The organism is Rhizobium sp. CF080 (assembly GCF_000282095.2).
GTDB lineage: Bacteria > Pseudomonadota > Alphaproteobacteria > Rhizobiales > Rhizobiaceae > Neorhizobium.
In genome coordinates this window covers 482,643-505,565 of record NZ_AKKC02000008.1, presented here as the reverse complement: position 1 = coordinate 505,565, position 22,923 = coordinate 482,643, and the positions used below count along the sequence as shown (strand labels likewise).

Annotated in this window: 23 protein-coding genes; 13 read left to right on the top strand and 10 right to left on the bottom strand. The window is 62.5% G+C overall.

Annotated elements, in window-relative coordinates; translation table 11 throughout:
* Positions 1–11 precede the first annotated feature (11 nt).
* Both PMI07_RS19470 and PMI07_RS19465 read right to left on the bottom strand, forming a co-directional pair.
* Complete coding sequence (locus tag PMI07_RS19470) at positions 12–785, bottom strand: polysaccharide deacetylase family protein (protein ID WP_007761215.1); 774 nt, start codon at positions 783–785, stop codon at positions 12–14.
* Between the two features lie 49 nt (positions 786–834).
* Complete coding sequence (locus tag PMI07_RS19465) at positions 835–2,022, bottom strand: glycosyltransferase (protein WP_197032543.1); 1,188 nt, start codon at positions 2,020–2,022, stop codon at positions 835–837.
* 134 nt (positions 2,023–2,156) lie between these two features.
* Between PMI07_RS19465 and PMI07_RS19460 the strand changes: the two genes are divergently transcribed.
* Positions 2,157–3,581, top strand: coding sequence for an oligosaccharide flippase family protein (locus tag PMI07_RS19460; RefSeq protein WP_155956568.1), 1,425 nt, complete (start codon positions 2,157–2,159; stop codon positions 3,579–3,581).
* 24 nt (positions 3,582–3,605) lie between these two features.
* On the opposite strand, the gene PMI07_RS19455 is transcribed toward PMI07_RS19460, so the two are convergent.
* Positions 3,606–4,667: a glycosyltransferase family 4 protein gene (locus tag PMI07_RS19455; protein ID WP_051484216.1), complete on the bottom strand. Its 1,062-nt coding sequence runs from the start codon at positions 4,665–4,667 to the stop codon at positions 3,606–3,608.
* Positions 4,668–5,124: 457 nt separating this feature from the next.
* On the opposite strand from PMI07_RS19455, the gene PMI07_RS19450 reads away from it, so the two are divergent.
* The gene (locus PMI07_RS19450; RefSeq protein WP_007772013.1) at positions 5,125–5,340 is read left to right on the top strand and encodes a hypothetical protein; all 216 of its coding nucleotides are present in this window, start codon (positions 5,125–5,127) and stop codon (positions 5,338–5,340) included.
* Between the two features lie 38 nt (positions 5,341–5,378).
* Here the strand turns inward: PMI07_RS19450 and PMI07_RS19445 are convergent, their stop codons facing one another.
* Positions 5,379–5,891, bottom strand: a complete 513-nt coding sequence (locus PMI07_RS19445; RefSeq protein WP_007772010.1) for a DUF892 family protein — start codon at positions 5,889–5,891, stop codon at positions 5,379–5,381.
* A 441-nt stretch (positions 5,892–6,332) separates the two neighbouring features.
* On the opposite strand from PMI07_RS19445, the gene PMI07_RS19435 reads away from it, so the two are divergent.
* From PMI07_RS19435 to PMI07_RS19425, 3 genes are all read left to right on the top strand, one after another.
* Positions 6,333–6,512 carry a hypothetical protein gene (locus PMI07_RS19435; RefSeq protein ID WP_155956585.1) on the top strand — a complete coding sequence of 60 codons (180 nt, stop codon included), beginning with the start codon at positions 6,333–6,335 and terminating at the stop codon, positions 6,510–6,512.
* 35 nt (positions 6,513–6,547) lie between these two features.
* Positions 6,548–6,751, top strand: a complete 204-nt coding sequence (locus tag PMI07_RS19430; RefSeq protein ID WP_007772005.1) for a hypothetical protein — start codon at positions 6,548–6,550, stop codon at positions 6,749–6,751.
* A 98-nt stretch (positions 6,752–6,849) separates the two neighbouring features.
* Entirely contained in the window at positions 6,850–8,355 is a 1,506-nt protein-coding gene (locus tag PMI07_RS19425; protein WP_007772004.1) for a phospholipase D-like domain-containing protein, read from the top strand.
* On the opposite strand, the gene PMI07_RS19420 is transcribed toward PMI07_RS19425, so the two are convergent.
* Positions 8,335–9,276 carry a lysylphosphatidylglycerol synthase domain-containing protein gene (locus PMI07_RS19420; protein WP_007772003.1) on the bottom strand — a complete coding sequence of 314 codons (942 nt, stop codon included), beginning with the start codon at positions 9,274–9,276 and terminating at the stop codon, positions 8,335–8,337. The genes PMI07_RS19425 and PMI07_RS19420 overlap by 21 nt on opposite strands.
* Before the next feature lie 65 nt (positions 9,277–9,341).
* Here PMI07_RS19420 and PMI07_RS19415 point away from each other — a divergent pair, with 65 nt between their 5' ends.
* Positions 9,342–10,112 (top strand): endonuclease/exonuclease/phosphatase family protein, encoded by a 771-nt coding sequence (locus tag PMI07_RS19415; protein ID WP_007772001.1) that lies wholly within the window; start codon positions 9,342–9,344, stop codon positions 10,110–10,112.
* Between the two features lie 3 nt (positions 10,113–10,115).
* Here PMI07_RS19415 and PMI07_RS19410 read toward each other — a convergent pair whose 3' ends face one another.
* Positions 10,116–10,799, bottom strand: coding sequence for a phosphoribosyltransferase family protein (locus PMI07_RS19410; protein WP_007771999.1), 684 nt, complete (start codon positions 10,797–10,799; stop codon positions 10,116–10,118).
* Positions 10,800–11,227: 428 nt separating this feature from the next.
* Between PMI07_RS19410 and PMI07_RS19405 the strand changes: the two genes are divergently transcribed.
* A complete protein-coding gene (locus tag PMI07_RS19405) occupies positions 11,228–12,646 on the top strand; it encodes a cytochrome ubiquinol oxidase subunit I (RefSeq protein ID WP_024163950.1) in 1,419 nt (472 codons plus the stop codon).
* The gene (gene cydB / locus PMI07_RS19400) at positions 12,636–13,640 is read left to right on the top strand and encodes a cytochrome d ubiquinol oxidase subunit II (protein WP_007772596.1); all 1,005 of its coding nucleotides are present in this window, start codon (positions 12,636–12,638) and stop codon (positions 13,638–13,640) included. Before PMI07_RS19405 ends, cydB begins: the two co-directional genes overlap by 11 nt.
* A 113-nt stretch (positions 13,641–13,753) precedes the next feature.
* Here cydB and PMI07_RS19390 read toward each other — a convergent pair whose 3' ends face one another.
* Both PMI07_RS19390 and PMI07_RS19385 read right to left on the bottom strand, forming a co-directional pair.
* Entirely contained in the window at positions 13,754–14,362 is a 609-nt protein-coding gene (locus PMI07_RS19390) for a flavodoxin family protein (protein WP_007772600.1), read from the bottom strand.
* Positions 14,363–14,434: 72 nt separating this feature from the next.
* Positions 14,435–14,998: an XRE family transcriptional regulator gene (locus PMI07_RS19385; RefSeq protein ID WP_007772602.1), complete on the bottom strand. Its 564-nt coding sequence runs from the start codon at positions 14,996–14,998 to the stop codon at positions 14,435–14,437.
* Positions 14,999–15,092: 94 nt separating this feature from the next.
* On the opposite strand from PMI07_RS19385, the gene PMI07_RS19380 reads away from it, so the two are divergent.
* Together PMI07_RS19380 and PMI07_RS19375 are read left to right on the top strand one after the other, a co-directional pair.
* A complete protein-coding gene (locus tag PMI07_RS19380; protein WP_007772604.1) occupies positions 15,093–16,454 on the top strand; it encodes an LLM class flavin-dependent oxidoreductase in 1,362 nt (453 codons plus the stop codon).
* A 4-nt stretch (positions 16,455–16,458) separates the two neighbouring features.
* On the top strand, positions 16,459–17,694 hold the full coding sequence (locus tag PMI07_RS19375; RefSeq protein ID WP_007772606.1) for an MFS transporter: 1,236 nt from the start codon (positions 16,459–16,461) through the stop codon (positions 17,692–17,694).
* On the opposite strand, the gene PMI07_RS19370 is transcribed toward PMI07_RS19375, so the two are convergent.
* The gene (locus tag PMI07_RS19370) at positions 17,695–19,218 is read right to left on the bottom strand and encodes a globin-coupled sensor protein (protein WP_007772608.1); all 1,524 of its coding nucleotides are present in this window, start codon (positions 19,216–19,218) and stop codon (positions 17,695–17,697) included.
* Positions 19,219–19,475: 257 nt separating this feature from the next.
* On the opposite strand from PMI07_RS19370, the gene PMI07_RS19365 reads away from it, so the two are divergent.
* The 3 genes from PMI07_RS19365 to PMI07_RS19355 all read left to right on the top strand — a co-directional run bounded on the left by PMI07_RS19365 (position 19,476) and on the right by PMI07_RS19355 (position 21,661).
* Positions 19,476–20,117, top strand: coding sequence for a TetR family transcriptional regulator C-terminal domain-containing protein (locus PMI07_RS19365; RefSeq protein WP_007772610.1), 642 nt, complete (start codon positions 19,476–19,478; stop codon positions 20,115–20,117).
* A gap of 15 nt (positions 20,118–20,132) precedes the next feature.
* Positions 20,133–21,341 carry a pyridoxal phosphate-dependent aminotransferase gene (locus tag PMI07_RS19360; protein ID WP_007772613.1) on the top strand — a complete coding sequence of 403 codons (1,209 nt, stop codon included), beginning with the start codon at positions 20,133–20,135 and terminating at the stop codon, positions 21,339–21,341.
* Between the two features lie 86 nt (positions 21,342–21,427).
* Positions 21,428–21,661 carry a tautomerase family protein gene (locus PMI07_RS19355; protein WP_007772614.1) on the top strand — a complete coding sequence of 78 codons (234 nt, stop codon included), beginning with the start codon at positions 21,428–21,430 and terminating at the stop codon, positions 21,659–21,661.
* Here PMI07_RS19355 and PMI07_RS19350 read toward each other — a convergent pair.
* The gene (locus PMI07_RS19350) at positions 21,643–22,923 is read right to left on the bottom strand and encodes a DUF763 domain-containing protein (protein ID WP_024163949.1); all 1,281 of its coding nucleotides are present in this window, start codon (positions 22,921–22,923) and stop codon (positions 21,643–21,645) included. The two genes, PMI07_RS19355 and PMI07_RS19350, sit on opposite strands and share 19 nt — an antisense overlap.

Here is a 22,923-nt window from a genome sequence, read left to right as displayed (position 1 = left end):
GGGATGTCCTTCTAGGCGACGCCGATCCGCTTCAGCGTATCGATCACCGTCTCGACCCGGATGCCGCGACGGCGAACCTTGTCGACCACTTCCGAGAAGAATGCCGGCGAACAGCCGATATTCGTCGGATCCTTGCGCACATCGTGGGTATAGAAGATCAGCCAGCCGCGTCGGCGTTCGACATCGTCGAGCATCCTGTCGATCGACGATGAATCGTTGCTACAGTCATAGAGTTCCTGCGCCTTGAGATGGGCAAGATCGATGAGGCCGGAATTGGTGCCGACCTTGATGCCGCGCAGACCCGGATAATGATGCATCAGCGCAAGCTTGGACGGGAGCGAGATCATCCCGAAAGGATAAGCGAAGGAAACCGGTTTTGCGGAACCGACGATCCGGGCGATTTCCTCGTCGTTGCGCCTGACATCGGCCATGAGATCGCGACGGGGCGTCTTCTGGACATTGATATGGCCATGCGTGTGGCCGCCGATCTCATGCCCCTTTTCCGAAAGGGCCGCAACCATCTCCTCATCTACGATCAGTTGGCCGTTTTCGACGCGCTGCATCAGCCCGCTTGCAAGATAGAAGGTGCCGAGCATGCCTGCATCCTCAAGAGCAGGCGCGGCATTCTCGAAAACCGAGACAGGAAAATCGTCGAAGGTGAAAGCAACGACAGGTGCGTCCAGTTTCAACAGGTGCGGGCGAAAATAAACATGCCGCCCGATCTTGCGGGATACCCCCGCAAGTATCTCGGAACCGGACATTTCCCAAAGCTTCGTCTTCCCCATTTACCCCCACCCACTAAGATCAAATCTTCCAGAACTTGAGACCATAATGTCAAATACTTACGGTTGTCTCAACCCTTGGCTCCGTTAGCTCCGCGCTTCCCGCTATTCCCGCGCCCTGAAGAAGCTGGATGAACCGTTCCGCCGATTTCTCCACGCTGAACTCCGCCGCGCGAGCCTGGAGTATGGCGCTGTCGGTTGGCTGGTCGAGCGTTGCGGCCATGGCCTCGGCCAAGGCGGCCGCGTCGCCGACAGGCACCAGCCGCCCCAGGCTGCCGCCTTCGAGGATTTCGCGGGGGCCATAAGGTGCATCCGTCGCAACGACAGGCACGCCGCAGGCCATGGCCTCGATCAGCGCATTCCCCAGCCCCTCGTGGGAGGATGACGACACGAAAAGCGAAGCCTGCGACACGATCGACAACGGGTCCGGATTGTGTCCGGGCAGGCTGACATCCTCCAACAGACCCCTGGCTTCGATCAAGGCCTCCAGGTTCCCGCGCTCGTCACCCTCTCCGACGATCGTCAGCCGCGCGGCACGCGTCCGCCGGAGCTGCGCAAACGCCTCGATCAGCGTCGCATATCCCTTTTCCGACGAGAGCCTGCCGACCGAAACGATGAGGCCGGGCTGTGGCGCGCGGCCGAGCTGCTCGATCCTCTGCCGCATCTGCGGTGTGAGAACGGCATTGGTTCCGAGATTGACGACCTTCGCCGCCGGCACCCCGAAACGGGAGATGAGGTCGTTTCGCGCACCGGCCGTCAGCGTCAGGACGAGATCCGCGCGCGGATAGGCAAATCGGATCAGCCTGTAGGCCAGCCGGTTCTGCCAATAGGGATCTCCTGTACGCGCCTGCAGGGGGCTTGCGACCTCGCGCAAGACGATCGACGGCCGCGTTTCCCGTGCCAGTCCTCGGGAAGCCAAAACCACCAGGACATTCGCCGCCGCCTCGGAAGACACCAGTGCTTTCGGGCGTCCGGTGACCAGCAAACGTCTCAATGCAGCCGGAGCAAGGGCAAGGCGCCGCTTGCGACCATTGCCGAGATCGACGACAGGCACGTCGGTACGGATCAGGCCGCGCAAGGGTCCGGAACTCTGAAGCGTGACGATGGCGCTCGGAAATCCGCGGGCCTGCAGTTCGTTTGCCAGCAGAATGGCGTCACGCTGGGCGCCTCCACCATCGAAGCCGCGGACGAGAAAGCAGATCCTCGCTCCGACCGGATCAACAATCCGAGAGCTATTCATAATCATCACATGCCCTATGATTATTGCATTTTTTCCTGCTAAGGAAGGATCTATACCACTCCCGGCAACGATCCTGCCTACCCTAGAGGGTTAGCGGTTAATTCTGACCAAATGCATATTATTGGGCGACGAAATTGAGCGATAGACATGCCTCGGTGTATTTAGCCTCGCGGGCGACCTCGGCGATCATCAATCTCGTGTCGGTTTCCATCTTCACCCGCATGACCAGCGCCGAGGTATACGGCCAGTACATCGTCGGGTTTTCCATATGCATGATGGTCTATAGCCTGGGCGTCCAGTGGATCGTCTTCGCGCATTTCGGGCGATACGACCCGAAGGAAGCCGATCGGCTCGCGGGCGCCCTGCTGCTGGTTTCAGGGGCCGTCATGTTACCGGCGATCGGCTTCATATACCTGTTCTACCTGTTGGGAACATTGCATGCCGGGGTTGCGGTCAGCAGCAGCTTGCTGGTGATTTGCTTCACATTGTATTTTGTCGCCGTCGAAATCAGCCGCGCCCACCTGCTTGTCCGGCTCGTCGCGATCGCGACCATTGCCCGCAGCATCTTCTCCCTGCTGTTCGGTTTCATCGCCGTGCTCGAATTCGACACGCCCGGCGCACTGCTGGCAGGCGTCGGATTGGGTTACGCCTTGGGCTCCGTGCCAGTTTTCCGTCATTTCAGCCGCACCATATGGGCCTCCGGCTTCGTCTGGCCGCGGGGCAGCGACGTGCGGCGGATGTGGCGCTACGGCTGGCCGCTTGCCATAGCCTTCGGCGCCTCAGCAGCCGCGATGAACGTCGACCGGCTGCTCTTGGCAGGCCTCTATAATACCAGCACCGTCGCACCCTACGGTACCGTGCTCGACCTCATGAAGCAGACTTTCCTGGTTTTGGCCGAGGCAATCAGCGCGGGCTATATTTCAAGCGCCAAGAACCTCCATACCGAGGGGAATCGGGCCGAAACGAGGAATACTCTCAAGCGCGCCTTCATTACCCAATGCTATATCGTCATCTTCGGCACGGTGTCCTTCATCCTGCTGGGCGACGTCATCTTTGCGGTCCTGCTGGCTCCGAGCTATCTGCCGGTCGTCACGCAGATCATGCCGATCCTGCTCGTCGCCAATGCCTTTCTCGTCATGCGGTCACACTATTTCGGTCAGGTCATCTATTTCAGCGGGACAACGAACCTGGAACTGGTCGCTTCTGTTGCGATGCTGGCGGTCACCGGGACGCTGAGCTACCTGCTGATCCCTCCATACGCCGCAATGGGCGCCGCCATTGCCTTCACGCTCGGGCAGGCGGCGGCGCTGCTGATCTGCCTGATCTATGCGTCCGGAAACCTGCGCATGCCGCTCGACCTGCCGCGGGGCGGCATGCTGCTGGCTCTCGGCATATCTCTGGTTGTGGTTGGTAAGGGCGTTGAAATCCCGGCGGGAGAACCGGTGGCGAGCGCCATCAATTTCGTCCTGATCGGCATCGCCAGCGCTTATATCGCCCTGCGTTGGAACCTGTTCGATGCCCGCTCGCTGCTTCAGCGGGTTTATCCCCGACGCGGCTAGCCGACCATCAACCCAGTACCGGGATCAGCGGGCGCCGCTCTCGGAGCGCAGGAAATTCGTATACCGCTCCAGCATCAGCTCCCGGCTGTGATGCTCCTGATGCAATCGCGCAAAATCCTTCCGAAGCTGCGCATCCGGATAATTGGCAGCCAGGTTTCTGATCGCCTCGGCAAGGCTGATCGCATCGCAGGGCGGATGGAACCGTGTCATGGTGGCGTTTTCGTGCTCGTCGCCGATGCACAGCACCTCCCGCAGAACCGGGAGATCGGATGCGACAACCGGTAGCCCCGCCATCGAAGCCTCCACCCCGGCAAGGCCGAAAGTCTCCCAGATCGACGGAAACACATAGATATTCCCGGCCGTCAGGATGTCGCCGAGTTCGTCCCGGTTGATGGAGCCGACCAGATGGACGCGCTCCGCCACATCGAGAGCCCGTGCCTTGTCTTGCAGCGCCTCCCGGTTGGGACCATCACCCGCGATGATCAGATGCATCCCCAGCAGCATTCGGAGCGCCTCCACCAATACCGCGTGGTCCTTCTGATCTACCAGCCTGCCGGTGGCGACCAGGACGAAAGCTTCCTGCGGAATGGAAAGGCGCTGCCGCCAGTCGACCGCCGCGCGAGCCGGCGGAATGGGATCGACACCGTGCGGGATCAAAATAAAACGACGCCGATAAGCAGCGGGCCATTTGTTGAACGAAGCGCTGGTCGATACGGAATTCGATACGAAATGGGTGAAGATTCCCGTCGAGCCGAAGAGCCAGTCAAGCGCCTTCCAATGCCGGCGAATACCCTCCGGCGCTGCGGTGTGATGGGCAGCGCGCACGGGCACCCGCCCCAGAAAGCCGAGAAAGCCGCCGAAGACGGAGGCCGCCGCCTGATAGGTGAATATCGCGTCGTATTTTCGGGAAACGATGGCCCATCCGAGGCGCGCGAGATTGCGAAGCGTCGGCATCGTTCCGTGACCGGTGTCGAGAGGCAGGGTCTGCACGTCGAAACCGCGGGCGTGCAGACCGGTTTCGACCATCTGCACGAGCGTGCGCACGCCACCCATCTTGTCATGGGTGACGAGCTGGAGAATCCGCATCCCCGAGGGATTTATCGTATCGGCAGCCTTCGGAAAAGCTGAGCTGAATTCGTGCCTCATAACCCGAAACCCTAGGGCTGAAATCTTAAAATCTGTGCAGAGAGATCATTCAGATTTCTCCTATCCGATTTTCCGCGGATCAAAAACTCTTCGGCGCGGTTCTGCCTTTGAGCAGAAGAAAACCAGGAGACAGACCTCATCGCCAAAGCCAGTTCGAAACACATGGCCGCAGTTTCACGATCACGAGGCTAACCGTCTTAACGACTGAAAAAGCACGTACATTCACGACTGGTTGAGAAAGGACCCAAAGCCACCTCAGCGGGAGCTAACCTGCTTTCTTCCCTTGCAAAGGGAAGGAGAAGTAGTAGTCTTTGGCCATCGCTGGCTTAAGAGAAAAACAGGGCGCCGGCGACTGGAAGACAGGAAGCGCTTTCGCCACCACTTGGGAGGCTGAAAAATGAACGCAGCAGTCCTGACCAACACTTTCGAGCCGAGTGAACTGGCATTTCTTCAACGTTTTTTTGATGATGTCTGTGCCGAACGCGGGTTGGCCGGCGGCAGCCTTGCCGCAAACAATCTCGCAGCCCAGATCATCCAGCTTTATCAGCAGGGTGTGCGCGACGTAAGAGAGCTGCAGGTCCACCTGGATTCGGACGCGCCCCTGAGAACCTGATCTCTCGGCCAGCCGTCATTGCAGCGCCTGGCCGTCGCCTATCTTTTTGCCATCAGGTCCCGCTCGTCCCGCATCAGGAATATGCGGGTGATGGCGTCCAGATTGGCTTCCAGCCAATCCGCCATGGCGATCTCTTCGGCCAGGATGCGTTCAAAGACAGCTTTCGCTTCCATTTCGTCCAACTCGTCCGCCGCTGCAATCAGGACCCGGTAGCTGGCGATCTCCATGTGTTCGAAAGCGTAACTTGCCATTGCTCCCTTGACGACCTCGTCACTGGTCAACATGCCGCCGACGCCCTGCGCCTTGGCCGTCAGTTTGGCGGCCATGTCCTTGATCGCCGACACGCTGCCGGTCCCCGAAAAATGGTCGAGGAGCGCCTTCAGCGCTCTGGCATGTTCCTCTGTCTCGTGCAGGTGCTGTACGATCCGGGCCTTGAGGTCGGGATAGCTCTCGATCCGCCGCGATTGGGCGGAGAGCGTGGTGATCGCCTGCTCCTCCATGGCATGGGCAGCACGAAGCCAGGCAAGAAAATTGTCTCGGGCATGGGTCATTCGCTTCTCCTCGCAAATTGGTTGCCCAGATCGGTTACCTGGAATGCGGATCGCAAGACCGTCGGATTCAACCCCTGAAAGCATCCGAAGTTCCTCTTCCCCCAGTACTTTGGAACATTGCCGCCGTTTACGAATTGTCCAGTGGCAAATTCACAAGCCATAGAGGCGAAGATCATGTCACGCGAGACAAGAGCAAATTCGATCATCGGAGGCATTATTGTGGTGCTCCTCTTGCTGGCTGGCGGCTATTATTTCACCGGCACGTCAGACAATACGGCCCAAGCTCCGGCACCCCCGGCGACAAATGACACGGCGCAGATGCCTGCACCTGCTCCCGGCACGGACCCGACAAGCACCGGCTCCACGAAGCCGTAAGGCCAATTCGCGAGGAACAATCGCCATGTCGGGCGGTTGTGGAATGAGTAACAGGAGTTTTCCATGATACCCGATCCTCGCGAACCAAGTGAACGGCCGCCCATGCCGGCACCGATCTGGAAACCGGATCCACCGATCACCGAACCGGAACCCGACCGGCTGCCGGATGAGGCACCGTTGCCCAATCCTGACGAGAATCCCAGTCCGCCGGTCTATATGCCGCGCGGCAACATGGCATCCACTTGAAGAGGTGCCGGCGCGAACGTGCCGGTAGATCGACTATGACCATACATAGCCACACACGTGCAGACCGCAGCGAAGTGCAGGGAGAAAGCAGCCCGGCGCCGATAGCCGGCGGGCTTTGGAAGCTGCTGGTGGCTGCAATTCTCATCCTTCTCGGGCTTATCATCGCGATGGAATTCTTCGGAGCGGGCGATAACGACTTCATTACGCCCAACCCGACACGGCAGACGATCGTCGAATAGCATCCGCTCGGCTTTCTTCCGGACAGCGCAGCATCCGAGCTTGGAACAAAGCGCAAATTCCGCGCGTTCATTTGCGATTCCAAGACGAGGTGGCGCAGGTGGACGTAAGAACGCAATCGATCCCGACCGGGGAAACAGCACTTCCATTCGAACCGATCATCCGCCCCGGCCGCAATGCCTGGCGCAGTGCGAAGGCGGACAAGCTCGCTTTCCTGATCGATGGCGAAGACTATTATTCCCGGCTCGATCAGGTGCTGAGGCAGGCGGAACGCTCGGTCTTCATCATCGGCTGGGATTTCAATCCCGGCATCCTGCTCCGCCCCCGCGATCCCGATGGCGAGACGCTCGGCGCGCTGCTGCGCAGGATGGTCGAGGAAAAGCCTGCGCTTGAAGTCCGCATCCTGGTCTGGGGCATGGGGCCGGTCTATTCCGGCAAGAGCCTCAAGATGTTCGGCAAGATGGACTGGAACGACCATCCGCGCATCTTGCTGCATTTCGATTTCGATCACCCGCTGCGCGCCAGCCATCACCAGAAGATCGTCGCGATCGACGACCGGACGGCGTTTCTCGGCGGCATCGACCTCACCGCGCGCCGCTGGGACGACCGCAGCCACTCCATCGTCAATCCCCTGCGCCGGTCTCCGGACGGAACCGCCTATGGCCCGGTCCACGACATGCAGACGATCGTGACCGGCGATACCGCAAAGCTGATCGGCGATGTCGCGCGCCGTCGCTGGAAGAAGGCGACACGCGAAGTGCTGGCGGCACTCGACATGCCGGGTGACAACCCCTGGCCTGAAGGTCTCGAACCGGCGCTGACCGATTGCAATACCGGCCTGGCGCTGACCGAGCCGTGGAAGTGGAAGGGCCGCCGCGGCCATCGTGAGGCGATCCGGCTGACCCATGACGCGCTGAAGGCCGCCAAACGCCATCTTTATATCGAAACGCAGTATCTCGCCTCCTTCGGCGTGGCGCGCACGCTCGCCAAGCGCCTCAGAAAGGTCGACGGGCCGGAGGTCGTCGTGATCGTCACTCGCGAGTCCCACGGCTTCCTGGAAAAGCTGATGATGGGCAACAACCGCAACCGGCTGATCCGTCGCCTGAAGCGCGCCGATCGTTATGGGCGGCTGCGGGTTTTCTTTGCCGTGGCGGCGGACGGCAAGGGCGGCGAACAGGAGATCATCGTTCATTCCAAACTGATCATCGTCGACGACCAGTTCGTGCGCGTCGGCTCTTCCAACCTGAACAACCGTTCGGAAGGGCTGGACACGGAGGCGGACCTTGCGATCGAAACCTCGGACCCGGCGGGACGACAGGCGATCACAGCTCTCCGCAACGACCTGATCGCCGAACATCTCGATGCGGCGCCGGCGGAAGTGGCCCAGATCATCAAGGAAACCGGCTCCATGCTGGCCGCCGTCGACCGATTGAACGTCAAGCCTCGCGGCCTGCGGAGCTTCGTCGTCGATACGGAAAAGGGGGAGACAAGCTCGCTGGTCGGCACGGGGATCATCGATCCGAAACAGCCTTTCTGGCCGATCCCGGAAATCAAGGCGGGTTTCAGGCGGCTTTTTTCCCGCCTGTCACATCACCGTCTGCTCTAGGAACTTAGCCCCCCGATGACGATAATAGGCCTCGGTGACGAGAAGCGTCGGCACGCCGACCGTGAGCGGCACGAAATAATAGAGCACACGGAAGGCGACCAGCGCGCCGATCGAGGCGGATGTCGGCAGGATGCCGAGCATGGTCGCCTCCAGCACGCCGAGCCCGCCCGGCACGTGGCTGATCAGCGAGGCTATGTTGGCGGTGACATAGGCGCTGGCTACAGCCAAGTAGCCGGCATCGGTAAAGCTTGCCAGAAGCTGCTGGATGGAAGCCGTGACGCAGGCGAAATTCAGCGTGCCGATGACGATCTGGCCGAGCGCAAGCCGCATCGCCGGCGGCTCGAAACGCCAGTTGCGCACGACAAGCGGGCGGCGCACGAAGGCACAGATCAGCAGATAGGCCGCAGGCCCGGTAAGGCAGAGAAGGCCGACCATGAGCCGTGCCGCCCCGTCGAGGCCGAGCAGATCCGCCGCATCGCCTTGTTGGAGGATGAGTGCAAGCCCGGCGAGCGTTCCAAGTCCAAGGCCGACGGTCACCCCGCAGAACACGATGACCTTGGCAATATCCTCGCCGGTCAGACCCCAGCGTGTGTAGAACCGGTAGCGCACGGCACCGCTGCTGAGCGCCGCAAGCCCGACAGTGTGGCCGATCGACAGCGCCGTGAAGGAGGCGAGCGAAGTCTGGCGCAGGAGAAGAGGTTTGCCGGCATAACGCACGGCGAGCGCATCGAACCCGCCAAGGCAGAGATAGGAAAGGATGACGAAAAAGAAGGCGCTCGCCAGCCGGAACCCGGCGATCGACTGAACGGATTCCTCGATCTCGTCGAGCGAGTAGCGACCAAGACTGCGATAAACGAGGAAGCCTGCCAGGCAGATCGCGGCGCCGATCAGAAGTTTGAGCAGATGGCGTCTGGCGATCATGGTCCCTCACGTAAACGGCTGTATAAGAACGGGAACGAAACCGGGGCCAAGGTGTTCCCAGCGCCATGACGGATCAGACAGCAGCATCGCCATCCACGGCCCGCCTCATCCCCGCAAGGCATCGCCTGAAAATCCTGAGCTACAATGTGCATAGCTGCATCGGTACCGATCGCCGGCTTGATCCTGCCCGGGTGGCCGAGGTCATTGCCGCCCTGGAACCGGATATCATCGGATTGCAGGAATTGGATGTCGGCCGAAGCCGCACCGGCGGCATCGACCAGGCTCATACGATCGCCTCGTTGCTGCAGATGGAATTCCACTTCCACGCGGCGCTCAACGTCGCCGAAGAGCGTTACGGCGACGCAATCCTGACCGCCTTGCCGGCAAGGATGATCAAGGGGGCAGGCCTGCCCTCGCATGGCGAGCAGCGCGGTGCGGTCTGGGTGGAAATCGACGTCGGCGAGCACAAGCTGCAGGTCTTCAACACTCATCTCGGCCTGCTGGGCAGCGACCGGATGCGCCAGATCGGCGAGATTCTCGGGGCCTCCTGGATGGGTAGCCCGGAATGCCAGGACAAGCCGAAGATCCTGATCGGCGATTTCAACGCCATTCCGGTGACCGCAACCTACAAGGCCGTCGCCGGTCAGATGGCGGATGCGCCACTCCTGAGCGGGACGAAGCCCAGGGGCACCTTCCCTTCACGGTTTCCGCTTCTGAGGATCGACCACGTCTTCGTCTCCAGCGAAATCACCCCGGTCGCGACTGAGGTCGTCTCGACGCCGCTTTCCCGCCGGGCTTCCGACCATCTGCCGCTCCTGGTGACGGTCGAGCTCTGATCCTCAGTGGGACAGTGTGCGGCTGAGCCGCCGGGCCTCCTTCAGAAGACGCACCACGTCCTGGTCCGTCGTCTCCGTGAAGTCGCCGTAGTGCAGGCTGACCGCTTCCATGCGGTCCGGCGCAGACAGGCAGACGATATCATCCACCTCTTCCTGCAGCGTTTCTAGCAATCGACGCGGCGCCACGGGCACGGCGATCCGGATCGATGCTACACCCATGTCCTTCAAGGCATGAATGCCGGCGCGGATCGAGACGCCGTTGGCAATGCCGTCGTCGACGAGAATGATGTCGCGGCCCGTGTGATCATGTTCGCTCGGCTCGTCCTCACCGAAATACATCCGGTGGCGGCGCTCGATTTCGGCGAGCTGATGCTCGCGTTCCGCCGCAAGATAGCCGGGCGGCACGTGAAAATGGCGCGCAGCCTCCTCGTTGACGACGATATGCGGCTCCCGGCCGTCGACGACAGCGCCGATGCCGTATTCCGGATGACCGGGCGCGCCGATCTTGCGAACGATGAGGAGATCGAGCGGCAGCCCCAGACGTTGCGCCACCTCGAAGGCAACGGGAACCCCGCCGCGCGGCAAGGCCAGGATCACGGCATCAGGAAGCGGCGCCGCCTGCATGGCTTCCGCCAATTGCCTTCCGGCATCCTCGCGATCGATAAAGGTTGGGCTTAGACCGGACATATCATCCTCCCGAGACGGTGCTACGGCATCTGCCGTTGCCCTTGGTTCGTTATGCCAGCCCGGAACGGATCATATCACCGCCGGGGCATCGGACAACCTTGAGACATGGTTTAGGTTCCACTCCGCAGCCGGCTGTCCCGTTTTGAAACACGAGAATGAAAGCGAGAGGGGAACAAAACTCACGATCATGTGTTCAAGGCGGGTCGGGCGCATGACCTCCAAGCGACCGACAGCGTCATAAGTACCCTCCCCAACTAGGCGCTTCCCTCGCGGGAAGCGCCTTTTTACCATCTGCGGCGGTTCAACGCAGGGCTGCGGCATTCGGGCACGCGGCGTTCGTGCATATTGATCTCTTGACGACCTCCACCGATTGTCATCCCATCAGCAACGGACGGACTTTTGGCCGCCGCCGGAAAAGGGATAACGCCATGTTCGAGGCCTTCGACGCGACGCTGCTGGCGCGCATGCAATTCGCCTTTACGGTTTCCTTCCACATCATCTTTCCGGCTTTCTCGATCGGGCTGGCGAGTTATCTCGCCGTGCTGGAAGGCTTGTGGCTGTGGAAGAAACAGGTCGTCTATCTGGAGCTTTTCGACTTCTGGAAGACGATTTTTGCACTCGCCTTCGGCATGGGCGTGGTGTCAGGCATCGTCATGTCCTACCAATTCGGCACCAACTGGAGCGTGTTCTCCGACAAGGTCGGCCCGATCATCGGCCCGCTGATGGGTTACGAAGTGCTGTCGGCCTTCTTCCTGGAGGCAGGTTTCCTCGGCATCATGCTGTTCGGCCGCAACCGCGTCGGCCCCGGCCTGCATTTCTTCGCGACGCTGATGGTCGCGGTCGGCACGCTGATTTCGGCGACATGGATATTGTCCGCCAACTCCTGGATGCAGACGCCGCAGGGTTTTGCGATGAACGAAAAAGGCCAGTTCATCCCCGCCGACTGGTGGGCGGTCATCTTCAACCCGTCCTTCCCCTATCGCCTCGTCCACATGGTGCTCGCCGCGTATCTGACGACAGCTCTCGTGGTCGGCGCCGTCGGCGGCCTGCATCTGCTGCGCCGCACCGCGCCGCTGCGGGCCGGCACGATGTTCTCGATGGCGATGTGGATGCTGACACTGGTCGCTCCGATCCAGATCTTCGCCGGCGACCAGCACGGCCTCAACACGCTGGAACACCAGCCGGTCAAGGTCATGGCGATGGAAGGCCATTACCAGAGCCATCCGGACGGCGCGCCATTGATCCTCTTCGGGCTGCCGAACCAGGCCGGGCAACGGATCGACTACGCGATCGAGATCCCCAAGCTTTCGAGCCTCATCCTCAAGCACAGCCTGGATGCGCCGCTCAACGGTCTCGACACCGTGCCGCGCGAATTGCAGCCGCCGGTTCCGATCGTCTTCTGGTCCTTCCGCATCATGGTTGGCCTCGGCTTCGCCATGCTCGGCCTCGGCCTCTGGAGCCTGTACTGTCGATGGAAGGGCAGCCTCTACACGACCGAGTGGCTGCACCGCGCCGCGATGGTCATGGGACCTGCCGGTTTCGTCGCCGTGCTTGCCGGCTGGGTGACCACCGAGGTCGGCCGCCAGCCCTACACGGTCTACGGCCACCTGCTGACCGCCGATTCCGTCTCGCCGATTGCGGCCGCCGCCGTCGGCTCTTCGCTGGTCGCCTTCATCATCGTCTATTTCCTCGTCTTCGGCGCCGGCACCTTCTACATCCTGCGGCTGATGTCCCGCCTGCCACGCGATCCGAGCGACGACCTCGACGGCGGCCCGATCCGCACTGCCGGCATCACGCCCGGCCCGCAAACCCCGGCACTTCAGGCAGGAGCCCGTCATGGCCATTGACCTTCCCTTCATCTGGGCAGCCATCATCGCCTTTGCGGTGCTCGCTTATGTCATCCTCGACGGCTTCGATCTCGGCGTCGGCATCCTCTTTCCGCTGTTTCCGGAAAAGCGCCATCGCGACGTGATGATGAACAGCGTCGCGCCGGTCTGGGACGGCAACGAAACCTGGCTGGTGCTCGGCGGCGGCGGGCTGATGGCGGTCTTTCCGCTCGCCTATGCGACGATCCTGCCGGCACTCTACGCACCGATCATCGCCATGCTGATCGGGCTGATTTTTCGAGGTGTCGCCTTCGAGTACCGCTGGCGCACCGGCCGGGCGCAATATCTCTGGAACTGGGCCTTTTGTGGCGGTTCCGTCGTGGCGGCGTTGGCGCAGGGAATCGCGCTCGGCGCGCTGGTGCAGGGCATTCCGGTCGAAAACCGCGCCTATGCCGGCGGCTGGTGGGACTGGCTGACCCCGTTCTCGATCGCCACCGGCATCGCCGTGGTGATCGGCTACGCGCTGCTCGGCTCGACCTGGCTGGTGATGAAGACGACGGGCGACCTCCGCGACAAGGCCCGCAGCCTATCCTATATCGCCGCCCTCGCGACGCTCGCCGCGATGGGCGTCTTCAGCCTCTGGACGCCCTTTCTCGAGCCGCTCTATCTGCAGCGCTGGTTCTCCTGGCCGACAGCAATCTTCAGCGTCATCGTACCCCTGTTGGTCCTCGGCTGTTTCTGGCTTCTGCTCACGGGCCTCAAGAACAACCGCGACAGCCGGCCGTTCCTCGCAGCACTCGGGCTTTTCGTGCTCGGTTACGCCGGCATCGGCATCAGCTTCTATCCCTATATCGTGCCCACATCCGTGACGATCTGGGACGCCGCGGCACCCGACGAAAGCCTGAGCTTCCTGCTGGTCGGCGCACTGATCCTGGTGCCGCTGATCCTCGCCTATACGAGCTATGCCTATTGGGTATTCCGCGGCAAGGTCGATCCGCATGAGGGCTATCACTGATGGCCGTCGGTGAAACCTTGAAGCGGCTCGCCTGGTTCGTCGGCCTGTGGGTGGCCGGCGTCGCCACTGTCGGCACCGTGGGCATGATCATAAAATTCTGGCTCGGCGCCTGATCATTCTCCCGGGTATTCGTTCTGCTTCAGCAGCTTGGCGAGATGCGCCGTGTTGCGGGCGAGCATCTCAACCGATGTCGTCACCACCTCCGGAACCTCGTCGAGATCGACGAAATTGGTGCTGCCCATCGCCCCGCCGACCCAATAGGCGACCGCATTGGCGGCGATCGTGAAGCCGACATCGTTGATTGCCTGGTAGAGCTCGGCCGAGACGTGGTGTGCGCCGTCCTCGTTGCCGACGACGGCAACGGCCGCAACCTTGCCATAGGAGACCATCCGGCCCTGATCGTCCTTTTCTTCCAAAAAGGCGTCCATGCGTTCCAGTGCCCGCTTGACTACGCTCGAGGGCTGGCCCACCCAGATCGGCGTGCCAAGGATGAGGATATCCGCGTCGAGGATCAGCTTGCGGATCGCCGGCCAGGCATCGCCCGCCCCTTCATCCGAAGTCACGCCCGGCTTGACGTTGTGATCCGCGAGCCGGATCGTTTCGGTCTCGACGCCTTCCTTCTGCAGAGCCGCCGCGATCAGATCAAGCATCCGGTCGGTCGATGACGGCTCGCCGCCACTGGATTTCAGGGTTGCGTTGAGGGCGATCGCTGTGAGGGCCATGAAAGTCTCCCGATGGACATGAATTGCCGGACGCTAACCAACAGGCGTCCTGCTTGTTCCATCGCGGAATGCCTACCGCCGCGTCAGCGCCACCACGTAACGCGTCGGCTCCTTGCCCGGGTTGAAGAAGACGCAATCGGCAGGCGGACCGAGCAGGAGGCAATCACCTTCGGAGAGGTGATGCATCACCGTCCCCTCCCGGAAATCGAGCCGGCCGGACAGGACCCAGATCTGCTGATGCTGGAAGGCGAAGGCCGAAGCTGGATAGGGGACGCGAACGCCAGGAGGCAGCGACACGTCCAGAAGCTCCAGCATGGAATTCGGCGGAGAGACGGCGCGGCGGATATAACCGGTTTCCGGATCGGTCCAGACCGGCTGTTCCGCCTGTAGCGCGACGCGCTCCTGCGTCCGCTCGGCAAGCGCCAGCAGCACCGAGAGCGGCAGGCCGAAGGCACCGGAGAGCCTGCCGAGCACTGTCGCCGTCGGGCTCGCCTCGCTGCGCTCGATCTTGCTGATCATCGCCTTGGAAACGCCCGAGCGCTCCGCAAGCTCGGCGAGCGACCAGCCGCGCGCTTCCCGCTCGATCTTCAGCCGCATGGCGATCGCCTGGACCGGGTCGTTTTCCGTCTGCTGCAAGCGGCTTGCCTTTCAATGATCGTCTTCTATAGTAGACAAATAGATCCTATAAGAGACAACGCTCGTTCGCAACGAGGAATTCAGGGGAACGACTGTGACGCGCGAAATCCGTTTCAACGCTTTCGACATGAACTGCGTCGGCCATATCCAGCAGGGACTCTGGGCACATCCGCGCGACCAGTCGCACCGCTATACACAGCTCCGCTACTGGACGGACTATGCGAAGAAGCTGGAGGCCGGCCTGTTCGACGGCATATTCCTGGCGGACGTGCTCGGCGTCAACGACGTCTTCGGCGGTAGCAACGCGGCGGCCCTGAGGGGCGCGGTGCAGGTGCCGGTCAACGATCCGCTGCTGCTTGTGCCGGCCATGGCCGGCGTCACCGAACACTTGTCCTTTGGCGTCACCGCCAACCTCACCCATGAACCGCCATTCGTTTTCGCCCGCCGCATGTCGACCCTCGATCACCTGACGGGCGGCCGGATCGGCTGGAACATCGTCACGGGTTATCTCGACAGCGCCGCCAAGGCGATCGGGCTGGAGGGTGTCGCCGCCCATGACGACCGCTACGACCTCGCCGACGAATACATGGAGATCATGTACCGGCTCTGGGAAGGGAGCTGGGAGGAAGACGCCGTGGTCTTCGACCGGGCGAACCGCGTTTATGCCGACCCGGCCAAGGTCGACAAGGTCCATCACCGCGGCAAGCAATACGGCATCGAGGCGATCCATCTCTGCGAACCCTCGCCGCAGCGCACGCCGGTCCTCTACCAGGCAGGATCCTCGACTCGCGGCCGGCAGTTCGCCGCGACCCATGCCGAATGTGTCTTCGTCAACGGCCAGAAGATCGAAGGCGTCAAGGGCATCGTCGACGACATCAGAGCCCGCGCGGTCGAATACGGCCGCAACGCCGAGGACGTCAAAGTCTTCGTCGGCGCCACGATCGTCACCGGCCGCACCGAAAAGGAAGCGCGCGAAAAGTTCGAGGATTACCGCGCCTATGCGAGCTCCGAAGGTGCGTTGGTGCATGCCGCCGGTTCGCTCGGCATCGATTTCGCAAAGTATGATCTCGACGAGCCGATCGAGACCGGCAAGAGCTCGGCGATCGTTTCCAACGTCGAAGCCATGACCCGAACCGCAGGGCCGCAATGGACCAAGCGCAAGCTGCTCGAACAGATGGTGCTAGGCAGCCGCCAGGCGCCGATGATCGGTTCCGCCCAGCAGATCGCTGGCAATCTCGCCGCCTGGATGGATCAAGCAGGCGTCGACGGCTTCAACCTGTCGCGTACCGTTGTGCCGGAATGTTTTGACGATATCATCGAGCTGGTGATCCCGATCCTGCAGGAACGCGGCCTCTACAAGACCGGCTACCGCGAAGGCCCGTTCCGTGAAAAACTGTTCGGAACGCCGCGCCTGCCGGAACGCCATATCGCCGCCAGATACCGCATCACGGGATAAATTGATGAGCACCGCGACGATCCCGGAAACGCCAGCCGCAGGCCGCTGGTCCATGCTGGCGCTGTTGTGCCTCGCCGTCGTGCTCTCCTTTTCCTGCTGGTTTTCGGCCAACTCCATCGCGCCGGAGCTGAAACGGGCCTGGTCGCTATCCGAAAGTGCCGCCGCGTGGCTCACCAACGGCGTACAGATCGGCTTCGTGATCGGCGCGCTGACGGCAAGCCTGTTCAATCTCCCGGATCTCATCCGCATGAACCGGCTGATGGCGGCCTCTGCCCTGCTCGCCGCGCTCTCCAACGCCGCCTTGGCTCTGGAACCCGGCCCGACCGGCGCCATCCTCTGCCGCATGGTCACCGGCTTTGCGCTCGCGGGCGTCTATCCGCCGGCGCTGAAACTCGTCTCGACCTGGTTTATCTCGGGCCGTGGCCTCGCACTTGCCGGCGTCATCGGTGCGATCACCGCCGGCTCCTCGCTGCCGCACCTCTTTCGTGGCATGTCATCTGCTGTTGACTGGCACAATGTCGTGCTGCTTTCGAGCGGTGCCACGCTGGTCGGCGCCGTCGTTCTCCTCGCCTTCACCCGCGAAGGCCCCTACCCATTTGGCAAGGCGCTGTTCGATCCGCGCCAGATCGGCAGGGTGCTCAAAGACCGCAACCTGCTGCTCGTGAACGGCGGTTATCTCGGCCATATGTGGGAACTTTATGCCATGTGGGCCTGGCTGCTCGCCTACCTGACCGCAGCGCTCGACAAGGGCGGCACCGGGATCAGCAGCGAAGCCTCGCTGCTCACCTTCATCGCGGTCGCCTCAGGCGTCCTCGGCTGTTTCGCCGGCGGCGTGCTCTCGGATCGTTTCGGGCGCACCGCCACCACCGCCGGCCTGATGATCGTCTCCGGCGCCTGTGCGCTGACCATCGGCTTCGTCTTCGACGGCCCCTTCTGGCTGCTGGCGCTGGTGGTGATCGTCTGGGGAATTTCTATCATCGGAGATTCGGCGCAATTCTCCGCCGCAGTGACCGAACTTGCCGACCGCAATTACATCGGCACGGCATTGTCGCTGCAGATGGGCATGGGCTTTGCGCTGACCATCTTCATGATCTGGCTGATGCCGCATCTGGCCGAGCTGCTCGGCGGCTGGCGCTGGGCGTTCGTGTTGCTGGCGATCGGGCCGATCTTCGGCGCCGCCTCCATGCTGATCCTGCGCCGCAGGCCCGAAGCCGTCCGGCTTGCCGGCGGAAGGCGCTGATCAGGCGACGAGGCGATGGCCCGGAATCTCGTCCCGCTTCTGCCGGTCGCGGGCGAGCCGTTCGGCGCTGCGGGTCTTGAAGCCGCGCAACGCCGTGACCAGCCGTTCCACCGCATCGCGCAGGTCCGACGTCTGCTTGGATGTCTCCAGCACCATGGCCGAATTTTCCTGGGTGAGCGAATCCATCCGGCTCAGTGCACCGTTGACCTCATGCAGGCCGGTCGACTGGTGCGCCGCTTCGGTGGCGATCGTCTTGACGATCGTGTTGATGTCGTCGATGCGCGCGGTGATCTGGCTGAGCGCCGCACCGGCATTGTTGACGAGATCGACCCCCGCCTGAACCTGGCGCGAACTGTCGGAAATCAGGTCTTTGATCTCCTTGGCGGCATCGGCGCAGCGCTGCGCCAGCGCCCGCACCTCCTGCGCCACCACGGCAAAACCGCGACCGGCCTCGCCGGCACGCGCCGCCTCTACGCCCGCGTTCAGCGCCAGGAGGTTGGTCTGGAAGGCGATCTCGTCGATGACGCCAATGATCTTGGAAATCTCGTCGGACGAGCGTTCGATCTCGCCCATGGCGGCCACCGCCTGCTTGACGACCGGCCCCGAGGCACGCGCCTCCGACAGCGCCACGTCGACCGCGCCGGCCGCCTTGCTGGCGCCTTCGGCGGTGCCGGAAACGCTGTGGGTGAGCTGATGCAGCGTGGCAGAACTTTCCTCCAGGCCCTGGGCCTGTTCTTCCGTCCGCCGGGCAAGATCCTGTGAAGCCTGGGAAATGCCGTTGGTGCTGGTGAGGATTTCCTCGCCCGCATGGCGCACGGTCGCCAATGTGCCGCGCAGCTTCTCTGCGCTGCCGTTGTAATCTTCCGCCATCCGGACAAAGTTCGCGGGAAGAGCAGTGGAAAGCCGGCTCTCCAGATCGCCCGCGGAAAGCCCCTTCAGCACGTCGTCCAGAGCCTGGAGCGCAACCTCCTGCTCCTCTTCGGCGACGAGCTTCGCCTCCTCGGCGCGGCGGCGCTCCTCGGCCTGGATATCCAGATAGACGGAGATCGAATAATCCATGTCGAGCATCGCCGCCTTGACCAGGGTGCTGACTTGCTTGGCAAGCTCTTCGGATTTGCCGCGGCCGAAACGGGATGGCCAGTTTTCGGCCATCACCTTGTGGATCAGGCTTTCCATGACCAGCGCCTGACCGCCGATATACCAGCGCGGATCGAGCCCGGAATGGGCATGCGCGGCGCCCACGGCCTGCACGCCTTCCACATAACGCTCGTCGTATCTGGCTTCGCCGACGACGCTCCAATGGCTCATCTGGCGCTTCTGGGCGCCGTCCATGTGAGCTTGGCTAGAGTACAGCTTGGCGGTGTCGGGCGTCGATTGGATCTTCTTGTAGAATCTGCCGAGAGCCGCCGAAAGACCGGCATTGATGATCGGTGCGAGACGGCGAAGCGTTGCCCGCGCCTCCTGGTCCAGACCGATGAAATCCAGGCGCTTTTGCAGTTCGCGTTTTTCTTCAGCCGACGACATTTATGATCCCCCAATACGCCGCGGTCACCACCCAGCATGGGGTGTATCGGTTCCATATTGTGAAGGTTAAGGTATAGGATCTCTTAATACGAACCCCTGAAAACTGATAGAAAGTTACAATTTGCGACGCCTTTTCGCCGGCCGAACGATGCCGATGCGGCAGATCTTCAAGGAATTTGCTTGCGCGAATTATTCACGCGTATAATAAGCCTCAGCGCCGTGAGAAGAACGGCTGTCCCGCCCTCAGGAGATGACCCGTGAACCGCCGCACCTACCACAGGGCAAGCGAGGCCGAGCGGCGCGAGGACCTGATTGCCGCGACGCTCGACTGTATTGCCGAGTTCGGCATCCAGGGCGCGACGGTCCGCCAGATCGCCATGCGCGCCGGCGTCACCGGCGGGCTGATCCGGCACTATTTCGCCGGCAAGGATCAGATGCTGCAGGCGGCCTACCGCAAGGTGATGGCCGGCATGACCGAGGCGGCGATCGCCGCCGCGATCGAAGGCGAGACGGCCCGCTCGCGCCTTCGGCGCTTCATCGTCGCCAATGTCACGCCGCCGGTCACCGATCCGCGCACCCTGTCGCTGTGGGCCGCCTTCATCAGCCATATCCAGATCGACCCCAGCTTCGCCGCCATCCATCGTGAGAACTACCTCTCTTTCCTGGAGGCGCTGGAAACCCTGCTGACCGCCTTCTTCACCGAGGAGAGGCGGGTGGTGAGCCGTGCCCAATGCCGCACCTATGCGATCGGTCTCAACGCGCTGGTCGACGGCCTCTGGCTGGAAGGAACGCTTGCGGCCGATACGTTCGCGGAACACGAACTCGCAGAAAATGCCCTGATCTCCGTGGAAGCGCTGTTGCGTCTGCAACCCGGCGAACTTTCAGCCGAACAACGATAGAAATAGGAACCTCCGATGCGTTATGCCTCGATCACCGACCGTCTCGCCCATCTCGGTTCCGGCCGCTGGGCACTCCACCTGACCGCCCGCCGCATGAAGGCTGCAGGCGAGGAGATCATCGAGCTCACCATCGGCGAGCCGGATGTCAAGCCGGATAAGGCGCTGCTCGACGAGGCGGCGCGCGCCATGTATGCCGGCCGCACCCGTTATTCCAACGGCCGTGGCGAACCGCCGGTGCTGAAGGCGCTGGTGGAAAAGTATTCGAAGCGCCGGCCGGGCGTCACCGAGCGCAATTTCCTCTGCTTCCCCGGCACCCAGACGGCGCTCTACGGCGTCATGACCGGCCTCGTCGAAGCCGGCGACGGGGTGCTGGTCGGCGATCCGCTCTATGCGACCTATGAAGGCGTCATCGCCTCGACCGGCGCGCATATGATCCCCGTGCCGCTGCGCCCCGAGAAGAAATTCCACCTGCAGGCCGAGGATCTCGAACGGGCGATCACGCCGGAGGCCCGCGTCCTCCTCCTCAACACCCCGCACAATCCGACCGGCGCTGTGCTGACCGCCGCCGAGATCGCCGCCATCGGCGAAGTCTGCCGCCGGCACGACCTCTGGATCATCTCGGACGAGGTTTATGAACAGCTGATCTTCGAAGGCACACCCTTCGCCTCCCCCTTCGACATTCCGGCACTTGCCGAACGCACCATCGTCGTCTCGTCCATCTCAAAGTCGCATGCCGCGCCGGGCTTCCGCAGCGGCTGGGCCGCCGGCCCGGAAGAATTCTGCGAAAAGCTGCTGCCGGTGTCCGAGACCATGCTGTTCGGCGTGCAGCCCTTCATCTCCGACATGACCGCCATGGCGCTGTCGCAGCATTTCGACACGGCCGACGTGATGCGGGAAAACTATCGCCGCCGCGCGACGATCGTCGAAAAGGCCTTTGCCGGCAGCAATCTCATCAAGCCGATGCCGCCGGAAGGAGGCATGTTCATCCTGCTCGACGTGACAGCCACCGGCCTGAACGGCGAGGAGTTCGCCTGGGAACTGCTGCGCGAGGAAAAGGTCGCCGTCATGCCCGGCGCCTCCTTCGGCGACCAGGCCGCAGGTTTCCTGCGCATCTCGCTGACGATGCCGGAGGATGTGATCGCGATCGCCATGGAGCGCATCGCCAGCCTCGCAGGCCGGATCGCGTCTACCAGCAAGGACCGCGCGACGACCCCGATGGCGTGAGTGGAGTTCACGATTGATATCCGGGAGCGAGACGGGATATCTTCGCTTTCGGCTGGCTTGAAAATTGCACATCGAAGGAGCGCAACATGCCCCACGTTATCGTCAAAATGTTCGAGGGACGCTCCGAAGAGCAGAAGCAGGCACTGGCAGCCGAGGTGACAAAGGCGCTGATGTCCGCCCTCGGCTCCACCGAAAGCTCTATATCGGTCGCGATCCAGGATGTCCCCAAGGACGACTGGACGGACAAGGTCTACGTGCCGGATATCCAGGGGCAGCCGGAGCTCATCTACAAAAAGCCGGGCTACGATCCCTTCAAGTAATCGGCTGATCCCGGAAAATCGGCGGTCTCCTCCGCCGGTGGCTCCCAGCCGAAGACGCTGCGGCCGCCCCATTCGTGCGACTGGCGGTATTCGCCGGCGACGATTTCCTTCAAGTCCGGCCCGGTCACATAGCGTTCCATCTGACGGGCCTGGTCGTCCAGCCGCTTCAGCGCCTGCAACTCTTCCTCGCGGCCGAGCCGGGCCTTGCCGACGGCGGACTTCATCACCTTGATCGTCTCGTCATAGACTTTCAGCGGCACCGGAAACGGATGCCGGTCCTTGCCGCCATGCGCGAGTGAGAAACGCGCTGGATCGGAGAACCGGCAGGGCGCGCCATGCACGACTTCGGCGACCATCGCGAGCGCCTTGACCGTCCGCGCCCCGACGCCCGGCATCAGCAGCAGGTTCTCGAAATCCTCCGGCCCGCGATCGGCAGCGGCCGCCAGCGTCCCGTGCAGCCGCTTCATGTTGACGTCCTCCTCGCGGACATCGTGATGGGCCGGCATGATCAGATGCGGCAGCATCGGCTGCGCCGGCTCCTTCACCTTGCGCGCCGGCTCGATGGCGATCACCTCGCGGACGATCCGGTCCGGCCCGAGTGTCGCAAGCAGGTCGAGCTGGCCCTTTCGGGAGGCCTCCGCGCGGTGGTCGGCGAGGTTGACGATCTCGCCCTGCCCGCGGCCCTCGATCGCCGCATGCGGTGAATCGACAAAGCTCTTCAGCCCCTCGGATATCCAGTGGTAACGCCGCGCCTGGCGCTTGTCGCCGTTCATGCCCTGCTGCACCACGACCCATTTGCTGTCGTCGGTGACGATGAAACCGTGCAGGTAAAGATCGAACCCGTCCTGCACCGCGGCGCTGTCCACCTTGGCGACCAGCCGGCTGGTCGTCGCAAGGCCGCTGCCGTCGATGCCGACGCGGTTGCCGATCGCGATCAGCTCGTCCGGCGTCTTGCGCGAATTCTGCCCACGGCCGCCGCAGACATGGATGCCGAGCTCGCCGGCCATCGGCGTCAGCCCACGCTTTAGCGCGCCGAGAACGCTGGTGGTGATGCCGGACGAGTGCCAGTCCATGCCCATGACGCAGCCGAAGGACTGGAACCAGAAGGGATGCGCCAGCCGCCGCAGCAGCTCATCGCGGCCGTATTCGATGACGATCGCCTGGGTGATGACGGCGCCAAGCTTGGTCATGCGCTCGCCGAGCCACCGGGGAACCCGGCCACCGTGAAGCGGGAGATCGGCGCTGCCTGCTCTTTGAACCAT

What these genes read in the sequence shown, in the direction of transcription:
- PMI07_RS19405 (WP_024163950.1), top strand. Translation starts at nt 11,228, where the DNA reads ATGTTCGAGGCCTTCGACGCGACGCTGCTGGCGCGCATGCAATTCGCC.
- PMI07_RS19370 (WP_007772608.1), bottom strand. Translation starts at nt 19,218, where the DNA reads ATGTCGTCGGCTGAAGAAAAACGCGAACTGCAAAAGCGCCTGGATTTC.
- PMI07_RS19445 (WP_007772010.1), bottom strand. Translation starts at nt 5,891, where the DNA reads ATGACCCATGCCCGAGACAATTTTCTTGCCTGGCTTCGTGCTGCCCAT.
- PMI07_RS19375 (WP_007772606.1), top strand. Translation starts at nt 16,459, where the DNA reads ATGAGCACCGCGACGATCCCGGAAACGCCAGCCGCAGGCCGCTGGTCC.
- PMI07_RS19350 (WP_024163949.1), bottom strand. Translation starts at nt 22,923, where the DNA reads ATGGTTCAAAGAGCAGGCAGCGCCGATCTCCCGCTTCACGGTGGCCGG.
- PMI07_RS19355 (WP_007772614.1), top strand. Translation starts at nt 21,428, where the DNA reads ATGCCCCACGTTATCGTCAAAATGTTCGAGGGACGCTCCGAAGAGCAG.
- PMI07_RS19465 (WP_197032543.1), bottom strand. Translation starts at nt 2,022, where the DNA reads ATGAATAGCTCTCGGATTGTTGATCCGGTCGGAGCGAGGATCTGCTTT.
- PMI07_RS19455 (WP_051484216.1), bottom strand. Translation starts at nt 4,667, where the DNA reads ATGCGGATTCTCCAGCTCGTCACCCATGACAAGATGGGTGGCGTGCGC.
- PMI07_RS19450 (WP_007772013.1), top strand. Translation starts at nt 5,125, where the DNA reads ATGAACGCAGCAGTCCTGACCAACACTTTCGAGCCGAGTGAACTGGCA.
- PMI07_RS19470 (WP_007761215.1), bottom strand. Translation starts at nt 785, where the DNA reads ATGGGGAAGACGAAGCTTTGGGAAATGTCCGGTTCCGAGATACTTGCG.
- PMI07_RS19420 (WP_007772003.1), bottom strand. Translation starts at nt 9,276, where the DNA reads ATGATCGCCAGACGCCATCTGCTCAAACTTCTGATCGGCGCCGCGATC.
- PMI07_RS19415 (WP_007772001.1), top strand. Translation starts at nt 9,342, where the DNA reads ATGACGGATCAGACAGCAGCATCGCCATCCACGGCCCGCCTCATCCCC.
- PMI07_RS19430 (WP_007772005.1), top strand. Translation starts at nt 6,548, where the DNA reads ATGACCATACATAGCCACACACGTGCAGACCGCAGCGAAGTGCAGGGA.
- PMI07_RS19390 (WP_007772600.1), bottom strand. Translation starts at nt 14,362, where the DNA reads ATGGCCCTCACAGCGATCGCCCTCAACGCAACCCTGAAATCCAGTGGC.
- PMI07_RS19410 (WP_007771999.1), bottom strand. Translation starts at nt 10,799, where the DNA reads ATGTCCGGTCTAAGCCCAACCTTTATCGATCGCGAGGATGCCGGAAGG.
- cydB (WP_007772596.1), top strand. Translation starts at nt 12,636, where the DNA reads ATGGCCATTGACCTTCCCTTCATCTGGGCAGCCATCATCGCCTTTGCG.
- PMI07_RS19360 (WP_007772613.1), top strand. Translation starts at nt 20,133, where the DNA reads ATGCGTTATGCCTCGATCACCGACCGTCTCGCCCATCTCGGTTCCGGC.